Origin of the sequence: Roseovarius sp. ZX-A-9, from assembly GCF_028369135.1 — a bacterium.
Lineage (GTDB): Bacteria > Pseudomonadota > Alphaproteobacteria > Rhodobacterales > Rhodobacteraceae > Roseovarius.
Window position 1 is genome coordinate 78,121 of the sequence record NZ_JAPWHW010000010.1, and the last position, 15,332, is coordinate 93,452.

General features: G+C 64.2%; 14 protein-coding genes. 5 read left to right on the forward strand and 9 right to left on the reverse strand.

Annotation, left to right across the window (positions count from 1 at the left end):
- The first annotated feature begins 83 nt into the window (after positions 1-83).
- The 3 genes from O3306_RS11550 to O3306_RS11560 all read left to right on the forward strand — a co-directional run bounded on the left by O3306_RS11550 (position 84) and on the right by O3306_RS11560 (position 3,368).
- A complete protein-coding gene (locus O3306_RS11550; RefSeq protein ID WP_272007268.1) occupies positions 84-2,063 on the forward strand; it encodes a heme lyase CcmF/NrfE family subunit in 1,980 nt (659 codons plus the stop codon).
- Positions 2,060-2,512 (forward strand): cytochrome c-type biogenesis protein, encoded by a 453-nt coding sequence (locus O3306_RS11555; RefSeq protein ID WP_272007271.1) that lies wholly within the window; start codon positions 2,060-2,062, stop codon positions 2,510-2,512. The genes O3306_RS11550 and O3306_RS11555 overlap by 4 nt, the downstream gene beginning before the upstream one ends.
- 76 nt (positions 2,513-2,588) lie before the next feature.
- The gene (locus O3306_RS11560; RefSeq protein WP_272007273.1) at positions 2,589-3,368 is read left to right on the forward strand and encodes an enoyl-CoA hydratase-related protein; all 780 of its coding nucleotides are present in this window, start codon (positions 2,589-2,591) and stop codon (positions 3,366-3,368) included.
- Between the two features lie 94 nt (positions 3,369-3,462).
- On the opposite strand, the gene gltA is transcribed toward O3306_RS11560, so the two are convergent.
- Together gltA and gltX are read right to left on the reverse strand one after the other, a co-directional pair.
- Entirely contained in the window at positions 3,463-4,758 is a 1,296-nt protein-coding gene (gene gltA, locus O3306_RS11565; protein WP_272007276.1) for a citrate synthase, read from the reverse strand.
- An 86-nt stretch (positions 4,759-4,844) separates the two neighbouring features.
- The gene (gltX, locus tag O3306_RS11570; RefSeq protein ID WP_272007279.1) at positions 4,845-6,254 is read right to left on the reverse strand and encodes a glutamate--tRNA ligase; all 1,410 of its coding nucleotides are present in this window, start codon (positions 6,252-6,254) and stop codon (positions 4,845-4,847) included.
- A 77-nt stretch (positions 6,255-6,331) separates the two neighbouring features.
- On the opposite strand from gltX, the gene O3306_RS11575 reads away from it, so the two are divergent.
- Positions 6,332-8,356 (forward strand): ComEC/Rec2 family competence protein, encoded by a 2,025-nt coding sequence (locus tag O3306_RS11575; protein ID WP_442969995.1) that lies wholly within the window; start codon positions 6,332-6,334, stop codon positions 8,354-8,356.
- Between the two features lie 4 nt (positions 8,357-8,360).
- Here the strand turns inward: O3306_RS11575 and lexA are convergent, their stop codons facing one another.
- From lexA to O3306_RS11605, 6 genes are all read right to left on the reverse strand, one after another.
- Positions 8,361-9,062: a transcriptional repressor LexA gene (gene lexA / locus O3306_RS11580; RefSeq protein ID WP_272007283.1), complete on the reverse strand. Its 702-nt coding sequence runs from the start codon at positions 9,060-9,062 to the stop codon at positions 8,361-8,363.
- A gap of 91 nt (positions 9,063-9,153) precedes the next feature.
- Entirely contained in the window at positions 9,154-10,326 is a 1,173-nt protein-coding gene (locus tag O3306_RS11585) for a molybdopterin molybdotransferase MoeA (protein ID WP_272007285.1), read from the reverse strand.
- Entirely contained in the window at positions 10,323-10,799 is a 477-nt protein-coding gene (moaC, locus tag O3306_RS11590; protein ID WP_272007287.1) for a cyclic pyranopterin monophosphate synthase MoaC, read from the reverse strand. The genes O3306_RS11585 and moaC overlap by 4 nt, the downstream gene beginning before the upstream one ends.
- A complete protein-coding gene (gene trpC / locus O3306_RS11595; RefSeq protein ID WP_272007290.1) occupies positions 10,799-11,614 on the reverse strand; it encodes an indole-3-glycerol phosphate synthase TrpC in 816 nt (271 codons plus the stop codon). The genes moaC and trpC overlap by 1 nt, the downstream gene beginning before the upstream one ends.
- Positions 11,611-12,633, reverse strand: a complete 1,023-nt coding sequence (gene trpD, locus O3306_RS11600) for an anthranilate phosphoribosyltransferase (RefSeq protein ID WP_272007293.1) — start codon at positions 12,631-12,633, stop codon at positions 11,611-11,613. The genes trpC and trpD overlap by 4 nt, the downstream gene beginning before the upstream one ends.
- Complete coding sequence (locus tag O3306_RS11605; RefSeq protein WP_272007296.1) at positions 12,630-13,223, reverse strand: anthranilate synthase component II; 594 nt, start codon at positions 13,221-13,223, stop codon at positions 12,630-12,632. The genes trpD and O3306_RS11605 overlap by 4 nt, the downstream gene beginning before the upstream one ends.
- A gap of 112 nt (positions 13,224-13,335) precedes the next feature.
- Here O3306_RS11605 and O3306_RS11610 point away from each other — a divergent pair, with 112 nt between their 5' ends.
- Positions 13,336-14,766 (forward strand): divergent polysaccharide deacetylase family protein, encoded by a 1,431-nt coding sequence (locus O3306_RS11610; RefSeq protein ID WP_272007299.1) that lies wholly within the window; start codon positions 13,336-13,338, stop codon positions 14,764-14,766.
- 3 nt (positions 14,767-14,769) lie between these two features.
- On the opposite strand, the gene O3306_RS11615 is transcribed toward O3306_RS11610, so the two are convergent.
- Positions 14,770-15,315 carry a pseudouridine synthase gene (locus O3306_RS11615; RefSeq protein ID WP_272007301.1) on the reverse strand — a complete coding sequence of 182 codons (546 nt, stop codon included), beginning with the start codon at positions 15,313-15,315 and terminating at the stop codon, positions 14,770-14,772.
- Between the last annotated feature and the right edge of the window lie 17 nt (positions 15,316-15,332).

Consider the following 15,332-nt stretch of genomic DNA (forward strand, 5'->3'; position numbering starts at 1 on the left):
GAACGCCCAGCCCGCGACAATGTGTTCACCCCGGCGCGCCGATTGCGATTGGCGCGCCGGTGCCTTCGGCCTATGATAAGCGCATGATTACAGAGCTTGGCCATTTTGCCCTGATCCTCGCCTTTTGCGTGGCCTGCGTTCAGGCCGTTCTGCCGCTGATCGGTGCACATAAGCGTTGGCCCGGCTGGATGGCGGTGGCGGCCCCGGCGGCGACCGCGCAATTCCTGTTGACCGCCGCAAGTTTCGCGGCGCTCACTTGGGCATTTGTCACTTCGGATTTCTCGTTACGGCTGGTGACGCTCAACAGCCATTCGGCCAAGCCGCTGCTTTACAAGATCACCGGCGTCTGGGGCAATCACGAAGGCTCGATGCTGTTGTGGATCCTGATTGTCACGCTCTTCGGGGCTTGCGTGGCCTGGTTCGGCACCAACCTGCCTCCCAGCCTGAAGGCGCGTGTGCTGGCGGTGCAGGCGATGATCGGTGTGGCATTCCTTGCCTTTCTCATCTTCACGTCCAACCCCTTCCTGCGTCTTGTGGTGCCACCCTTTGACGGGCAGGATCTCAACCCGCTGTTGCAGGATCCCGGCCTCGCGTTCCATCCGCCGTTCCTCTATCTGGGCTATGTCGGCCTCTCGATGACTTACAGCTTTGCCATCGCTGCCTTGATCGAAGGGCGCGTCGATGCCGCTTGGGGGCGCTGGGTGCGGCCCTATACGCTGGCGGCGTGGATCTTCCTGACCATCGGGATCGCACTGGGCAGTTGGTGGGCCTATTACGAGCTGGGTTGGGGCGGTTTCTGGTTCTGGGACCCGGTCGAGAATGCCAGCTTCATGCCGTGGCTGATCGCGGCGGCGCTGCTGCATTCCGCCATCGTGGTGGAAAAGCGCGAAAGCCTGAAAAGCTGGACGATCCTGCTGGCCATCATCGCTTTTGGATTCTCGATGATCGGGGCGTTCATCACCCGGTCGGGCGTTCTGACCAGCGTACATGCCTTTGCCAATGATCCTGAACGCGGGATGTTCCTGCTGGCGATCACGGCGCTGTTCATGATGGGCGGGTTAACCATGTTTGCCGCGCGCGCCAGTGCGATGCAGGCCAAGGGTGTTTTTGCCGTCAAAAGCCGCGAATCGATGTTGGTTCTGAACAATCTGCTGCTTGGCGTGGCCTGTTTCATCGTCTTTGTCGGCACCATCTGGCCGCTAGTGTCCGAGCTGTTCTTTGACCGCAAGCTGTCGGTCGGGGCGCCTTTCTTCGATCTTGCCTTCACGCCTTTCATGGTGTTGCTGGGCCTCGTGTTGCCGGTGGGTGCGATGCTGCCGTGGAAACGCGGATCGTTCGGGCGCATCCTCCGAGCGTTGGCCCCGGCATTCGTGCTGGCCATTGCGGCGGGGTTGCTGGCCTTTGCGATGCAGACCGGACGCAGCGCGCTTGGGCCGATGGGCCTGTTTCTGGCGGCGTGGCTGGTGGGAGGATCGGTGACCGACCTGTGGACGCGTACCGGACGCACCGGGGATATCAGGGACCGGCTGCGCCGTCTGACGCGCCTGCCGCGCGCCGACTGGGGCAAGGCGGTGGCGCATGGCGGTCTGGGGATCACGATGGCCGGCGTGGCCGCGATGAATGCTTGGGCGACCGAGGATATCCGCGTGGCGCAGGTCGGCGACAGCATTGACCTGGCAGGCTATACCGTGACGCTCGACGATGTGCGCCGGGTGCAGGGGCCGAACTATATCTCGACCACCGGCGATTTCACCCTGACACGCGGCGACGATGTGATCGGTGTGCTGCATCCCGAGAAACGGTTCTATCCGGTCGCGCAGATGCCGACCACCGAGGCCGGTATCGATAACGGGTTTTTGCGCGATATCTACGTAGTGATCGGCGACCCGCAGGATGGTGGTGGCTGGGCGGTGCGTACCTATCACAAGCCGCTGGCCAACTGGATCTGGGGCGGCGCGATCCTGATGGCGTTGGGCGGCATGCTGTCGCTGAGTGACCGGCGCTACCGCGTGGCCGCCGGCGCGCGCAAAGTGGCACCGGTGCAAGGGGTGCCTGCGGAATGAGGCGTCTGATCCTGCTGTTATGCCTGATCGCGGCGCCGGTTCTGGCCGTGCAACCAGACGAGATGCTGGATGACCCGGCGCTGGAGGCGCGGGCGCGCGAAATTTCGTCCGGGCTGCGCTGCCTTGTGTGCCGCAACGAGAGCATCGACGATTCCAACGCCGAACTTGCTCGCGATCTGCGCCTGCTGGTGCGGGATCGCCTGACCAAGGGCGATACGGACAGCGAGGTGGTCAGTTTCATCGTTGACCGTTACGGCGAATATGTTCTGCTGAAGCCGCAGATGGGCGGCAGCAACGCCGTCCTGTGGCTGGCAGGACCTGCGATGCTGCTGCTGGGCGCAGGCATTGCCGTGCTCTATATTCGACGCCGCGCCCGGGCAGAGCCCGCAGGGCCGGGTGCCCTGACCGAGACCGAAGAGGCGCGGTTGCGCCAGATTATGGACGAGTGACGCACGGTTTCGCTTTTCCTCGGGGCGCAAATCGCGTCCAATCAGCGCCAATTCACAGATCAGGGAAATCGGCGCCGTGAAAGACTATTCCACCATCACCTTTGACATCACCGACGACATTGCCGTGCTGCGTCTGAACCGCGCGGGCAAGATGAATGCGCTGAGTACGCAGATGCGCGCCGAGATCACCGATGCAGCCCGCGAGGCCGGGCGCCGCGCGCATGTGCTGGTGATCACCGGCGAGGGGCGGGCGTTCTGCTCGGGGCAGGATCTGGGCGACGGAGGCAGCGCCGCCTCGCTGGATATCGAACGGGTGCTGCGCGAGGAATACGTGCCGATGCTGCGCGCGATCATGGAATGCCCGGTGCCGACGATCAGTGCGGTCAACGGTGCGGCCGCCGGGGCGGGAGCGAACCTTGCGCTTGCTGCTGACGTGGTGATCGCGACCGAAAGCGCCGTGTTCCTGCAGGCATTCACCCGCATCGGCCTGATCCCCGACGCGGGCGGCACCTATTGGCTGCCGCGCCAGATGGGGGCGGCCAAGGCGATGGGGGCCGCGCTCTTTGCCGAGCCGGTCACAGCTCGGCAGGCCAGCGACTGGGGCATGATCTGGGAGGCGGTGCCGGACGCCGATTTTGACGCCCACTGGCGCGCCCGCGCGGAACATCTGGCACGCGGGCCGATGCAGGCCTACGCGCATCTCAAATCGGCCATTCGCAGCAGTTGGGACAACAGCCTTGATGCGCAACTGGAACTGGAGGCAAAACTGCAGGGTGAATGCGGCAAGTCGCGCGATTTCAAGGAAGGCGTGGTGGCCTTCATGGACAAACGCGCGCCGAAATTCGAAGGGCGCTGACAGCGGCCGCCATGTCGACGGGGCGCATTGCGCGACAGGTTTTCCGAGGCAGAAACAAAGGCGGCGACAGTGATCCTGTCGCCGCCTTTTGAACTTAACGGTTTTCGATATCCACGTAATCGCGCCGCGTCTCGCCGACATAGAGCTGGCGAGGGCGGCCGATCTTGAGTTGTGGATCGGCAATCATTTCCTTCCACTGCGAGATCCAGCCAACCGTCCGGCTGACGGCAAAGATCGGCGTGAACATCGACGTGGGGAAACCCATCGCTTCAAGGATGATGCCGGAATAGAAATCGACGTTCGGGAACAGCTTCTTGTCGACGAAGTAATCGTCCTCAAGCGCCTGCTTCTCCAGCTCCTTGGCAACCTGCAAGGTCGGGTTGTCTTCGGTGCCGAGCAGTTCCAGAACTTCGTCGGCGGACTGTTTCATCACCGTCGCGCGGGGGTCGAAATTCTTGTAGACGCGGTGGCCAAAGCCCATCAGGCGGAACGGATCGTTCTTGTCCTTGGCGCGCGCGATGAATTCGGGGATGCGGTCCACTGTGCCGATCTCGCGCAGCATTTCCAGACATGCCTGGTTCGCACCGCCATGTGCGGGGCCCCAAAGGCAGGCGATACCGGCGGCGATACAGGCGAAGGGATTCGCCCCCGAAGATGATGCCAACCGCACGGTAGAGGTCGATGCGTTCTGCTCGTGATCCGCGTGCAGGGTAAAGATACGGTCCATCGCGCGCGAAAGGATCGGGTTTACCTCGTAATCTTCGGCGGGCACGGCAAAGCACATGCGCAGGAAATTCGACGCATAATCGAGATCGTTGCGCGGATAGACGAAAGGCTGGCCGATCGTGTATTTGAAGGCCATCGCCGCGATTGTCGGCATCTTGGCAATCATCCGGACCGAGGCGACTTCGCGCTGCCAGGGATCGTTGATGTCGGTGCTGTCGTGGTAGAACGCGCTGAGCGCACCGACCACGCCGACCATGATCGCCATCGGATGCGCGTCGCGGCGGAAGCCACGGAACAGATATTTCATCTGCTCGTGCAACATCGTGTGATTGGTCACGCGGCTCTCGAAATCCTCCAGCTGGGCAGCCGATGGCAGTTCGCCATAGAGCAGGATGTAGCACACTTCGAGGTAATGGGATTTTTCGGCCAACTGATCGATGGGATAGCCACGATGCAGCAATTCGCCCTTGTCACCGTCGATAAAGGTGATGGTGCTGTCGCAACTGGCGGTCGAGGTAAAGCCGGGATCGTAGGTAAAGACGCCTGCTTGCGCGTAAAGCTTGCGGATGTCAATCACATCCGGGCCGGCGGTGGGCGAAAAGACTGGTAGTTCATAGTCCTTGCCGTCGATGCTCAGTTTTGCACTTTTCTTGCTGTCGGCCATACGGCGGTCTCCCTCTGTGGCCCCGGGGTGTTTCGGCACCAGGGGCGTCTGTTACGTCTGGCTGCGCGGACGAATGATCCGTCGGGTCAGCCGTCGCCCTGTGCGGCGTCGCCGAGCCGGGCCAGTGTCTCTTCCTGTCCCAGGATCAGCATCATGTCGAACACACTCGGTGTGGCGCTGCGTCCTGCCAAAGCTGCCCGCATCGGGCCTGCCAGCTTGCCGAACTTCATTTCTTTTTCGGCGGCGAACGCATTGGCTGACGCCTCGAGGTTTTCTCGGGTCCAACTAGCATTTTGCAGGTGCGGCGTCAATTCTCTCAGTATACCGCGGGATACATCAGTAAGCTGCGCCGCGGCCTTCTCGTCTGGCACAATTGGCCGGTCTGCCAGAATAAACTCTGCTTTTTCAAGCAACTCCGGGTAGGTGCGCGCGCGCTCCTTGAGGCAGTACATACCGCTGAGAAGGAGGGCATTTTTTTCCGGGCTGAGCGCGGGCAGGTCGACCGCGCGCCGGAACTCTGCCAATTCATGCAGCAGTGCAGCATCGTCTGTCGCGGCGATGTGGTGCCCACAGATATTTTCCAGTTTCTTGAAATCGAACCGGGCAGGGGATTTGCCGATGCCGTCCAGGTCGAACCATTCCTGCGCCTGCGCGTCAGTAAAGAATTCGTCGTCGCCGTGGCTCCAGCCCAGCCGTGCAAGGTAGTTGCGCATCCCCGAGGCGGGATAGCCCATCTGCTGATATTCGACAGTACCGAGCGCGCCGTGGCGTTTGCTCAGTTTCTTGCCGTCCGGGCCGTGGATCAACGGGATATGGGCATAGACGGGCAGGGGCCAGCCCATCGCGTCATAGATCATCATCTGCCGGGCCGCGTTATTGAGGTGATCGTCGCCGCGGATCACATGGGTCACGCCCATGTCGAAATCATCTACCGCCACGGCCAGCATGTAGACTGGCGTACCGTCCGAGCGCAGCAACACCATATCATCAAGCTGGTCATTGCGGATCGTCACGTCGCCCTGCACCGCGTCGCGAATGATCGTGGCGCCGTCGCGGGGGGCCTTGATCCGCACCACGAAGGGCGCATCGGGATGCGTGGCCGGATCCGCATCGCGCCAAGGGCTGTGATAGAGGGTGGAGCGCCCTTCGGCCCTGGCGTTGTCGCGAAAGGCCTGAATCTCTTCCTGCGTTGCAAAGCATTTGTACGCCTTGCCAGCCGCCAGCATCCGATGCGCCACTTCGGCGTGGCGGTCGGCGCGTGCGGCCTGGCTGATCACATCTCCGTCATGATCCAGTCCCATCCACGCCATTCCATCCAGAATCGCCTGCGTTGCCTCCGGTGTCGAACGCGCCTTGTCCGTGTCCTCGATCCGCAGCAGGAAGCGGCCGCCACGCCCGCGTGCAAACAGCCAGTTGAAGAGCGCCGTGCGTGCGCCACCAATATGAAGATAGCCGGTCGGAGACGGGGCAAAACGGGTCACGACTTGTTGCGACATGGGCGGAATTAACCTTTCGGTAAGGGTGGCAGGGCTAGCCTGAAGGTCTGTTTATCGGCCTGCATGGGGGGAAACAAGTGCCCCGGACGCTTGGATATCTGCGCGCCGTGCTGTTGATGCAGCGCGGTCATCTCTTTGTCTGGGTGCCGGTCTGTCTCGGGTGCGGTATCGGCCTCTATTTCGCGCTGAAGTTCGAACCGGATGCCTTTACTTTCACCTGCACCGTAATGGCTTGTGCGGCGTTTGCCATCCTGTCCCGCTTTCTGAACGAGGCGATATCGCCGCTCGCGGTCGGTGTTGCGCTGGTGCTGGCTGGGGGGATGATCGCGGGCGCGCGCGCCCATTGGGTCGAAGGGCCGGTGCTGGGCTGGCGCTACTATGGCCCGGTAGAGGGACGGGTGGTCGGCATCGACCGGTCGGCCAGCGACAAGGTGCGGGTGACGCTGGACCGCGTGGTGTTGCGCGATGTAGCCCCCGAGCGCACGCCCAGACGCGTGCGATTGTCCCTGCACAGCCCGATCAAGGGCAGTGATCCGGTGCCCGGACTGAGGGTGATGACAACCGGACATCTGGCACCGCCGAGCGGGCCGGTGGAACCGGGCGGGTTTGATTTTCAGCGCCATGCCTGGTTTCTGGGTGTTGGTGCCGTGGGCTATACCCGTGTGCCGCTGCTGGCACTGGCGCCGCCCGATGGCGAGCAACGGCTTTTTGCAGCGCGCATGGCGCTGTCGGCACGTGTACAGGCCGAATTGCCGGGCGAGGCCGGGGCCTTTGCCGCAGCGATCATGACCGGGGACCGCGCCGGAATGGGGCAGGAGACGCTGACAGCGCTGCGGGTGACGAATCTGGCGCATCTGTTGGCCATCTCGGGGCTGCATATGGGGCTTTTGGCGGGGTTCGTCTTTGCCACCTTGCGGATCGCGCTGGCGGCGGTGCCGTGGATCGCCCTGCGCGCGCCGGTCAAACCGCTGGCAGCAGCCATCGCGCTGGCTGTGGCAGCCGTGTATCTGGCGCTTTCGGGGGGCAATGTGGCGACCGAACGCGCCTTTGTCATGGCGGCGGTGGTGCTGGTGGCCGTGATGTTGAACCGGCGCGCCTTCAGCCTGCGCGCCGTGGCGTTGGCGGCGATCATCGTCCTGTGCTTGCGCCCAGAGGCACTGCTCGGCCCCGGTTTCCAGATGTCCTTCGCCGCGACCACCGCATTGGTGGCGGTCTTTGGCTGGATCAATGCCCGCGAAGCCCTGAAGGGGCCGCGCTGGCTGCGCCCGGTTCTGGCGGTGGTGATATCCTCGACGGTGGCGGGGCTAGCGACCGCACCGATTGCCGCGGCACATTTCAACCAGTTCGCGCATTACGGCCTGATCGCCAATCTGCTCAGCGTGCCCTTGATGGGGGCCGTGGTGATGCCCGCAGCGGTGTTGGCGGCGTGCTTGCTGCCCTTCGGTTTCGAATGGATCGGACTGACGATCATGGGGCTGGGGCTGGACTGGATATTGGGCGTGGCCCATGTGGTCTCGAATCTCGAAGGAGCGCGCGGCACGGTGGTCAGCCCCGGGTCCGCTGTGCTGCCGTTGCTGGCGCTTGGCGGGCTGTTCCTGGCGCTATGGCAGGGGCGCTCGCGGGTGTTGGGGGCGGTGCCAATGGTGTTGGCGCTGGTGCTCTGGTCGCAAACAACACGGCCCGATGTGCTGATTTCCGACACCGGCAGCCTGGTCGGGGTGATGACGCCCGACGGCCGCGCGCTGAGTGCCGGGCGAGGAGCGGGCTTCATCGCGCAGAACTGGCTGGAGAATGACGGCGATGCGGCCGAACAGGCGCAGGCCGCAACACGCTGGACGGATCCGGCCCCCGGTGGCGTCAAGATCGCGGCGCTGCGCGGCAAACGCGCGGCAGAGGCCTTGACCGGGTGCGGCGGGGCAGAGTGGCTGGTGCTGAACACCGCGCCGACCATCGCGCCCGGAGGGCTGCCCTGTCAGATCGTGCATCCCGGCACGTTGCGCCGCACCGGTGCGCTGGCGCTCTACAGCAGTGACAAGGGGCTGCGCATGGTCAGCGCGCGCCAGGTCACCGGCGCGCGGCTGTGGAACACCCGCCCGCGTTGAGCGCTCAATATGTGCGGATCAGCCCGACGAGTCGGCCCTGTACCTTGACCTTGTCGCTCGGCAGGACGCGGGTTTCGTAGGCGGGGTTGGCCGCCTCCAGCGCGATGGCACTGCCCCGGCGAAAGAACCGTTTCAGCGTTGCTTCCTGATCTTCGACCAGCGCCACGACAATATCGCCATTCTCGGCCACGTTCGTCTCGCGGATCACGACGATATCACCGTCGTTGATGCCTGCGTCGATCATCGAATCGCCTTTGACTTCCAGCGCGTAATGCTCGCCGGGGCCTTTGATCATCGCACCGGGCACGGCCACGTTATGCGAAGCGTGCTGAATGGCCTCGATCGGCACACCGGCGGCGATCCGGCCCATCACCGGCAGTTCCATTGCATGCACCGCCTCGATGGGGAGGGCATTGGCGGGCTGCGGTGCCGAGGGCTTGTCGCCGTCGATCACCCGCGGGCTGAAGCCGGTCGTGGGCGCCCCGCCCAAGGCTTCCGGCAGCTTCACGATCTCGAGCGCGCGGGCGCGGTGCGCAAGGCGGCGGATGAACCCGCGTTCCTCCAGCGCAGTGATCAGCCGGTGAATGCCCGATTTGGACCGCAGATCAAGCGCCACTTTCATTTCGTCGAAACTCGGGGGAACGCCGTCGCGCTGAACACATTTGTTGATGTATGTCAGCAGATCGAGCTGTTTTTTGGTCAGCATCTGGTGGGTCCTTTGGCTGCGTCGATTTCCTTTTGTTCTACGCATGTTCCCGTTTTGTGTCAACAGCCGGGCACGATCCCCGTTCTCTGGGTCAGAGTGGGATATACTGCATGACATCGCCTGCCTGGCGGGGCTTGTCGCCGGGCGGCCGGACCAGAAGCGCGTCGGCATCCGCCAGAACCGACAGCAGCGCACTGTCCTGTTGTGTCGCTGGGTGCAGGCCGTCGGGGCCGATCTTCGCGCGCATGTAATGTTCGCGTGGCCCGTTAGCGGGCATCGCCACTGCCAGTGCTGCCTTTTTACGCGGGGCAGGGGCCGCGCCCAGCCCCAGCATCGCGCGTAATACGGGCAGGACAAAGACATGCCCGCAGACCATCGCCGAGACCGGATTGCCCGGCAACCCGATCATCGTGGCATCGCCCATGCGTCCCGCCATCAGCGGTTTGCCGGGCCGCATCGCGACCTTGTAAAAGCTGCGCGCCATACCCTGCGCCTGTGCCACCGAACCGACCAGATCGTGATCGCCGACCGACGCACCGCCGATGGTGATGATCAGGTCCGCCCCCTGCGCCAGATCGAAAGCGGTCTCGAGCGCGGTCACGGTATCGCGTGCAATCGGCAGCAGATGCGCCTCGGCCCCGTTCGCGTCCAGAAGCGCCTTGAGCCCGAAAGAGTTCGAGGCGATGATCTGATCCCGACCCGGGGTTTCGCCCGGCATGACCAGCTCATCCCCGGTGGCGATCACCGCCACGCTGGGTTTGCGGTAGACCGGAACTTCGGCGATGTTCATCGCGGCCAGCAGGGCGATATCCTGCGGGCGCAGCAGGCGCGGCGCGGCAAATTCGCCACCCTCCCGGAAATCACCACCGGCGGGGCGCACATGCCACCCGGAATCGAGCTTGTCGCCCAAGGTGATCCGGTCACCTTCGCGGGTCACGTCCTCTTGGATGATGACCCGGTCGCAGCCCTCGGGCAGCGGCGCGCCGGTAAAGATGCGCACGGCCTTGCCCGCGGGTACGGTGCCGGCATAGCCGTGCCCGGCCGCGGCCTCTGCGATCACGTCGAACTGCGCGCCGGGGGTGGCATCGGCGCCGCGAAGCGCATAGCCATCCATCGCCGAGGCGGCAAAGGGGGGCTGATCGCGCAGGGCCTGCATGGGCCGCGCCAGCACGCGCCCGGCGGCCTGCACCAGCGGCACGGTTTCGACCTGCATCGGGGATGTCAGCGCAAACAGATGGTTCAGAGCGTCATCGACCGAGATCATTCCGCGCTGTACCGCCCTGATTTTCCGCCATCTTTCAGCATCACGCGCAAGCCGCCGACCTGCATGGCGCGGTCGACAGCCTTGACCATGTCATAGACCGTCAGTGCCGCCGTGGCGGCGGCGGTCAGCGCTTCCATCTCGACGCCGGTCTGGCCTGTGGTCTTGACCGTTGCTTCTATCCGCACGCCGGGCAGATCCGCATCTAGGGTCAATTCCACGGCAACAGAGGCGATCGGCAGCGGATGGCACAGCGGAATCAGATCGGGCGTCTTCTTGGCCCCCATGATTCCGGCGAGTCGTGCCACGGACAGGACATCGCCTTTCTTGGCGCGCCCTTCCGATACGATTTCGAAGGTTTGCGGCGCCATGGTGATGTGGCATTCCGCCACCGCGATCCGATCCGTCACCGCCTTGGCCGAGACATCGACCATATGCGCGTCGCCCTTGCCGTCGAAATGCGTAAGGCCGGTCACTACATTGCTCCGCTGGTCAGCGGGCTGGCCAGGATGGCGCGGGTCGCAGCGGCCACGTCATCGGCGCGCATCAGCGTCTCGCCGATGAGGAAACAGCGTGTGCCGTAGCGGGCCATGTCGGCCAGATCCTTGGAGGTTTCCAGCCCGCTTTCGCAAATCAACAGCGCATCGACAGGGGCGATGCGGGCCAGATGGCGCGTGACATCAAGCGATGTTTCGAACGTATTCAAATCGCGGTTGTTGATCCCGATCAAGGTCGAATTCAGCTGTTCCGCGCGCTTCATCTCGGCCTCGTTATGGACCTCGATGATGGAATTCATGCCCCAGCGTTCGGCGGTGGCCTCCAGTTCGGCGGCCTCTTCATCGGTCACGCTGGCCATGATGATCAGGATGCAATCTGCCCCCAACGCGCGCGCCTCGCTCACTTGATATGGGTCATACATGAAATCCTTGCGCAGCACCGGCAGGCTGCACGCGGCGCGGGCAAGCGTCAGGTACTCCTTGGCCCCTTGGAAGCTGGGCGTATCGGTCAGAACGCTCAGGCAGGACGCGCCGCCTTCTTCGTAGGCCACAGCCAGCGCCTCGGGGTCGAAATCCTCGCGGATCAGCCCCTTGGACGGGCTGGCCTTCTTGATCTCGGCAATCAGGCCATAGCCCTGTTTGCTGGCCTGTGTCAGCGCCTCCTGGAAATTGCGCACAGGGGGGGCAGCGATGGCGCGCTCGTGCATCTCGTCGGGCGACACCTCCTGCTTGGCTGCTGCCACTTCCTCGAGCTTGTAGGCCTTGATCTTTTCCAGGATGTTGGGGGTAGTCATTTGGTCTCCGATGTCACTTGGGCGAGGGTTTCCAGCCGTGTGCGGGCGGCCCCACTGTCGATACTCTCTCGGGCCTGTGCAACCCCCGTCTTGAGGTCGGGCGCATGGTCGGCGATTACCAGCGCTGCGGCGGCATTGAGCAGGACCGCGTCGCGGTAAGCGTTCTTTTCCCCGTTCAGCAGGGCCCGGAAAGCGATCCCGTTCTCCTCGGGTGTACCGCCGAGAATATCCTCGAACGGATGCACCGGCAGGCCGAAATCCTCGGGGTGCAGTTCGCACTCCTTGACGCTGCCATCAGTCTCAAGCGCGGCGACCCAGGTGACGCCGGTGATGGTCATCTCGTCGGTGCCGTCGCTGCCATGCACCAGCCAGGCGCGCTCTGATCCCAGCAGGCCAAGCGTTTCGGCCATCGGGCGGATCAGGTCGCGTGCGAATGCACCGGTGAGTTGGCGTTTGACGCCCGCAGGGTTGGTCAGCGGCCCGAGGATGTTGAAGATCGTGCGCGTGCCCAGCTCGGTCCGGGTCGGCATGACATGGGCAATCGCAGGGTGGTGCATCGGCGCCATCATGAAGGCGATACCGGCCTTTTCAAGCGCCTTTTCAGCAACCTCCGGGCCGACCATCACGTTGACGCCCATCTGGCCGAGGGCGTCGGCGGCGCCCGACTTGGAACTGAGGTTGCGGTTGCCATGCTTGGCCACGGGCACACCCGCCCCCGCGACCACAAAGGCCGTCGCGGTCGAGATGTTCAGCGTGCCCTTGCCGTCGCCTCCGGTGCCAACGATGTCCATCGCGCCTTTGGGGGCGCGCACCGGTTTGCACTTGGCGCGCATGACAGCGGCGGCGGCGGTATATTCGTCTACCGTTTCTCCGCGCGTGCGCAGCGCCATCAGCAACCCGCCGATCTGGCTGGGGGTCGCCTCGCCTTCAAAGAGGTGGTCAAAGGCGGTCTCGGCTTCGGCGCGGGTGAGCGGGCGGTCGGCGGCGATGCCGATCAGGGGTTTGAGGTTGTCACTCATGCGGGAACCCCGGCTTTCTGCGGCATCATGTCGAGGAAATTCTTGAGCAGCGCATGCCCATGCTGCGAGGCAATCGACTCGGGGTGGAACTGAACGCCGTGGATGGGAAGGCTCTTGTGTTGCAGTCCCATGATCGTGCCATCCTCCAGCTCTGCGGTTACTTCCAGCACCTCGGGCAGGCTGGCGCGCTCGACCACGAGGCTGTGATAGCGCGTGGCCTCGAACGGTGATGGCAGTCCGGCAAAAACGCCTTTGCCCCCATGCTTTACCTGTCCCATCTTGCCATGCACGATCTCGGAGTGGCGCACCACTTTGCCGCCAAAGGCCTGTCCGATGGTCTGATGCCCCAGGCAAACGCCCAGCAACGGAATGCCCGTTTCGGCCGCAGCCGCCGTCAGCGCCAGACAGATCCCTGCCTGATCCGGGTCGCAGGGCCCCGGTGACAGCACGATGCCATCCGGGCGCAACGCCATCGCCGCCTGCACATCCAGCGCGTCGTTGCGCCTGACCAGCACCTCGGCATCCAGTTCGCCCAAATAATGCACGAGATTGTAGGTAAAACTGTCGTAGTTATCTATCAAGAGCAGCATTTTGCGCCTCGTGCGAATGGGGGGTGGAGGCCGGGGCCTTGGTCGCGATATACATGTTCAGGGTTAGCTGGCACCGTCAAGAGGCGCAAACAGCGGTAGGGATGAATTAGAGATGGCACAGGGTTTTTTTGGAGGGATAATCGCCGGCACGGTGGTGGCGGCTCTGGGGCTGGGAACTGCATCCGTGCTGACCGGGAAGCCGCAACGCGCGGCGCCCGAGGCGGCGGTACTCCCCGAGGCGGCAGCACTCGAGGTGCCCGCAGGATCACAGTTCAACCAGGGGAGAGAGGACGAACCAGTGGCGTTGACCTCGCAGCCTGATGCGGTGCCACGAGTCGAAGGCGCCCCGGAGGTGAGCAACTCGGTGCCCGACGATCTGAGCGAGATCAAGGATGAGGACATGCAGCCCGCCGCGGTCCCGCAGACCGGCACCGCGCAGGCCAACCTGAGCGCGCCGCAGGTCGCGACAGGTGGCAGCGCCGTGGAATTTGGCGAGGACGCGGCCGTGCAACCCAGCCCGCAAGCCGCGGCGCCTGATGCACCGGAGGGCGGCGACGACTCGATGTCGATTTCGGTCGATCCGGCCCAGCCGATGCAGCCCACGGTGGATGTGGACCCCGCCGCCTTCCCCGAAATGGAACCTGACGCGCCCGGCGCTGATGCCGCGCCCGATATCCGGGCTCAAGTGCCCACGCCCGACGCGGAAGCCGCGACCGAAGCTCCGGCCGATGCGATTGCTGCGGTGCCATCGAAGACCATCGGCGATCTTGCCGAGGATGTGGCCACCAACCGCCTGCCATCCGTTACTGACACTACTGGGGCTGCCGAAACGCCTGCCGAGGAGCGCGATGCGTCCGAAAAGGCGCTACCGGCCATAGAAGCCAACGCCGTGCCGTTTCAAAACCCCGAGGGAAAGCCGCTGATGGCCATCGTGCTGATCGACGACGGCACCAGCCCCATCGGGTTGCCCGCCTTGTCGAGCTTTCCCTATCCGTTGAGTTTTGCCGTCGATCCCACCTGGGACGGCGCGGCAGAAGCGATGCGGCGGTACCGCGATGCGGGTTTCGAAGTGCTGGTGATGGTGGATTTGCCAGAGGGCGCCCAGGCGAGCGACACTGAAATTGCCATGCAAATGGTGCTGAACGCCGTGCCCGAGGCGGTCGCGGTGCTGGAAGGCACGGGCACCGGCCTGCAGTCCGGGCGCGCCGCCGCCGAGCAGCTCGCCCCGATCCTGTTGGAGAGCGGTCACGGGCTGGTTCTGTTTCCCAATGGGCTGGATACCGCGCGCAAGCTGATCTCGCGCGAAGGCGTGCCAACCGGCAGCGTGTTCCGCGATTTCGACGCCAAGGGACAGAACGCTACCGTGATCCGGCGCTTTCTGGATCAGGCGGCGTTCAAGGCCGGGCGTGGACAGGGGGAAGTGATCATGCTGGGCCGGCTGCGCGCCGACACGATCAGCGCGCTGTTGCTCTGGGGGCTGCAGGATCGCGCCAGCAGCGTCGCGATTGCGCCGATTTCTGCAGTGCTGACAGAGCAGCGCTGAAGCTCAGCCATCACGCCATGCGCCCTGTGCGATCCCGTCCAGCGCCCAATCGCCGATCCGCCAGCGAACGAGGCGCAGTGTCGGGTGGCCGACATGCGCGGTCATGCGTCGCACTTGGCGGTTTCGGCCTTCGGTGATGGTGATCTCCAGCCAGCTGTCGGGCACGGATTTGCGGTAACGCACGGGCGGATCGCGCGGCCATAGATCGGGCGGCGCGATGCGGCGCACCCCGGCAGGGCGGGTCGGTCCGTCCTTTAGCATGACGCCAGATGCGAGCGCGTCCAGCGCGGCCTCATCGGGCAGGCCTTCGACCTGGACCAGATATGTCTTGGGCTGTTTGAAACGTGGATCGGCGATGCGCGCTTGCAGCTTGCCGTCATCGGTCAGGATCAGCAGGCCTTCGCTGTCGCGATCCAGACGCCCGGCAGGATAGACGCCGGGCAAATCGATATAGTCCGATAGGGTCGCGCGCGGGCTGCCCTGAGTGCCCTTGTCGGTGAATTGCGACAGCACGCCATGGGGTTTGTTGAAGAGGATGAGGCGGGTCATCTGCGCAGTCTGTCCTG

Coding starts and splice junctions, on each gene's coding strand:
- gltA (WP_272007276.1), bottom strand. CDS start 4,758: ATGGCCGACAGCAAGAAAAGTGCAAAACTGAGCATCGACGGCAAGGAC.
- O3306_RS11555 (WP_272007271.1), top strand. CDS start 2,060: ATGAGGCGTCTGATCCTGCTGTTATGCCTGATCGCGGCGCCGGTTCTG.
- O3306_RS11610 (WP_272007299.1), top strand. CDS start 13,336: ATGGCACAGGGTTTTTTTGGAGGGATAATCGCCGGCACGGTGGTGGCG.
- lexA (WP_272007283.1), bottom strand. CDS start 9,062: ATGCTGACCAAAAAACAGCTCGATCTGCTGACATACATCAACAAATGT.
- O3306_RS11615 (WP_272007301.1), bottom strand. CDS start 15,315: ATGACCCGCCTCATCCTCTTCAACAAACCCCATGGCGTGCTGTCGCAA.
- O3306_RS11585 (WP_272007285.1), bottom strand. CDS start 10,326: ATGATCTCGGTCGATGACGCTCTGAACCATCTGTTTGCGCTGACATCC.
- gltX (WP_272007279.1), bottom strand. CDS start 6,254: ATGTCGCAACAAGTCGTGACCCGTTTTGCCCCGTCTCCGACCGGCTAT.
- trpD (WP_272007293.1), bottom strand. CDS start 12,633: ATGAGTGACAACCTCAAACCCCTGATCGGCATCGCCGCCGACCGCCCG.
- trpC (WP_272007290.1), bottom strand. CDS start 11,614: ATGACTACCCCCAACATCCTGGAAAAGATCAAGGCCTACAAGCTCGAG.
- O3306_RS11605 (WP_272007296.1), bottom strand. CDS start 13,223: ATGCTGCTCTTGATAGATAACTACGACAGTTTTACCTACAATCTCGTG.
- O3306_RS11550 (WP_272007268.1), top strand. CDS start 84: ATGATTACAGAGCTTGGCCATTTTGCCCTGATCCTCGCCTTTTGCGTG.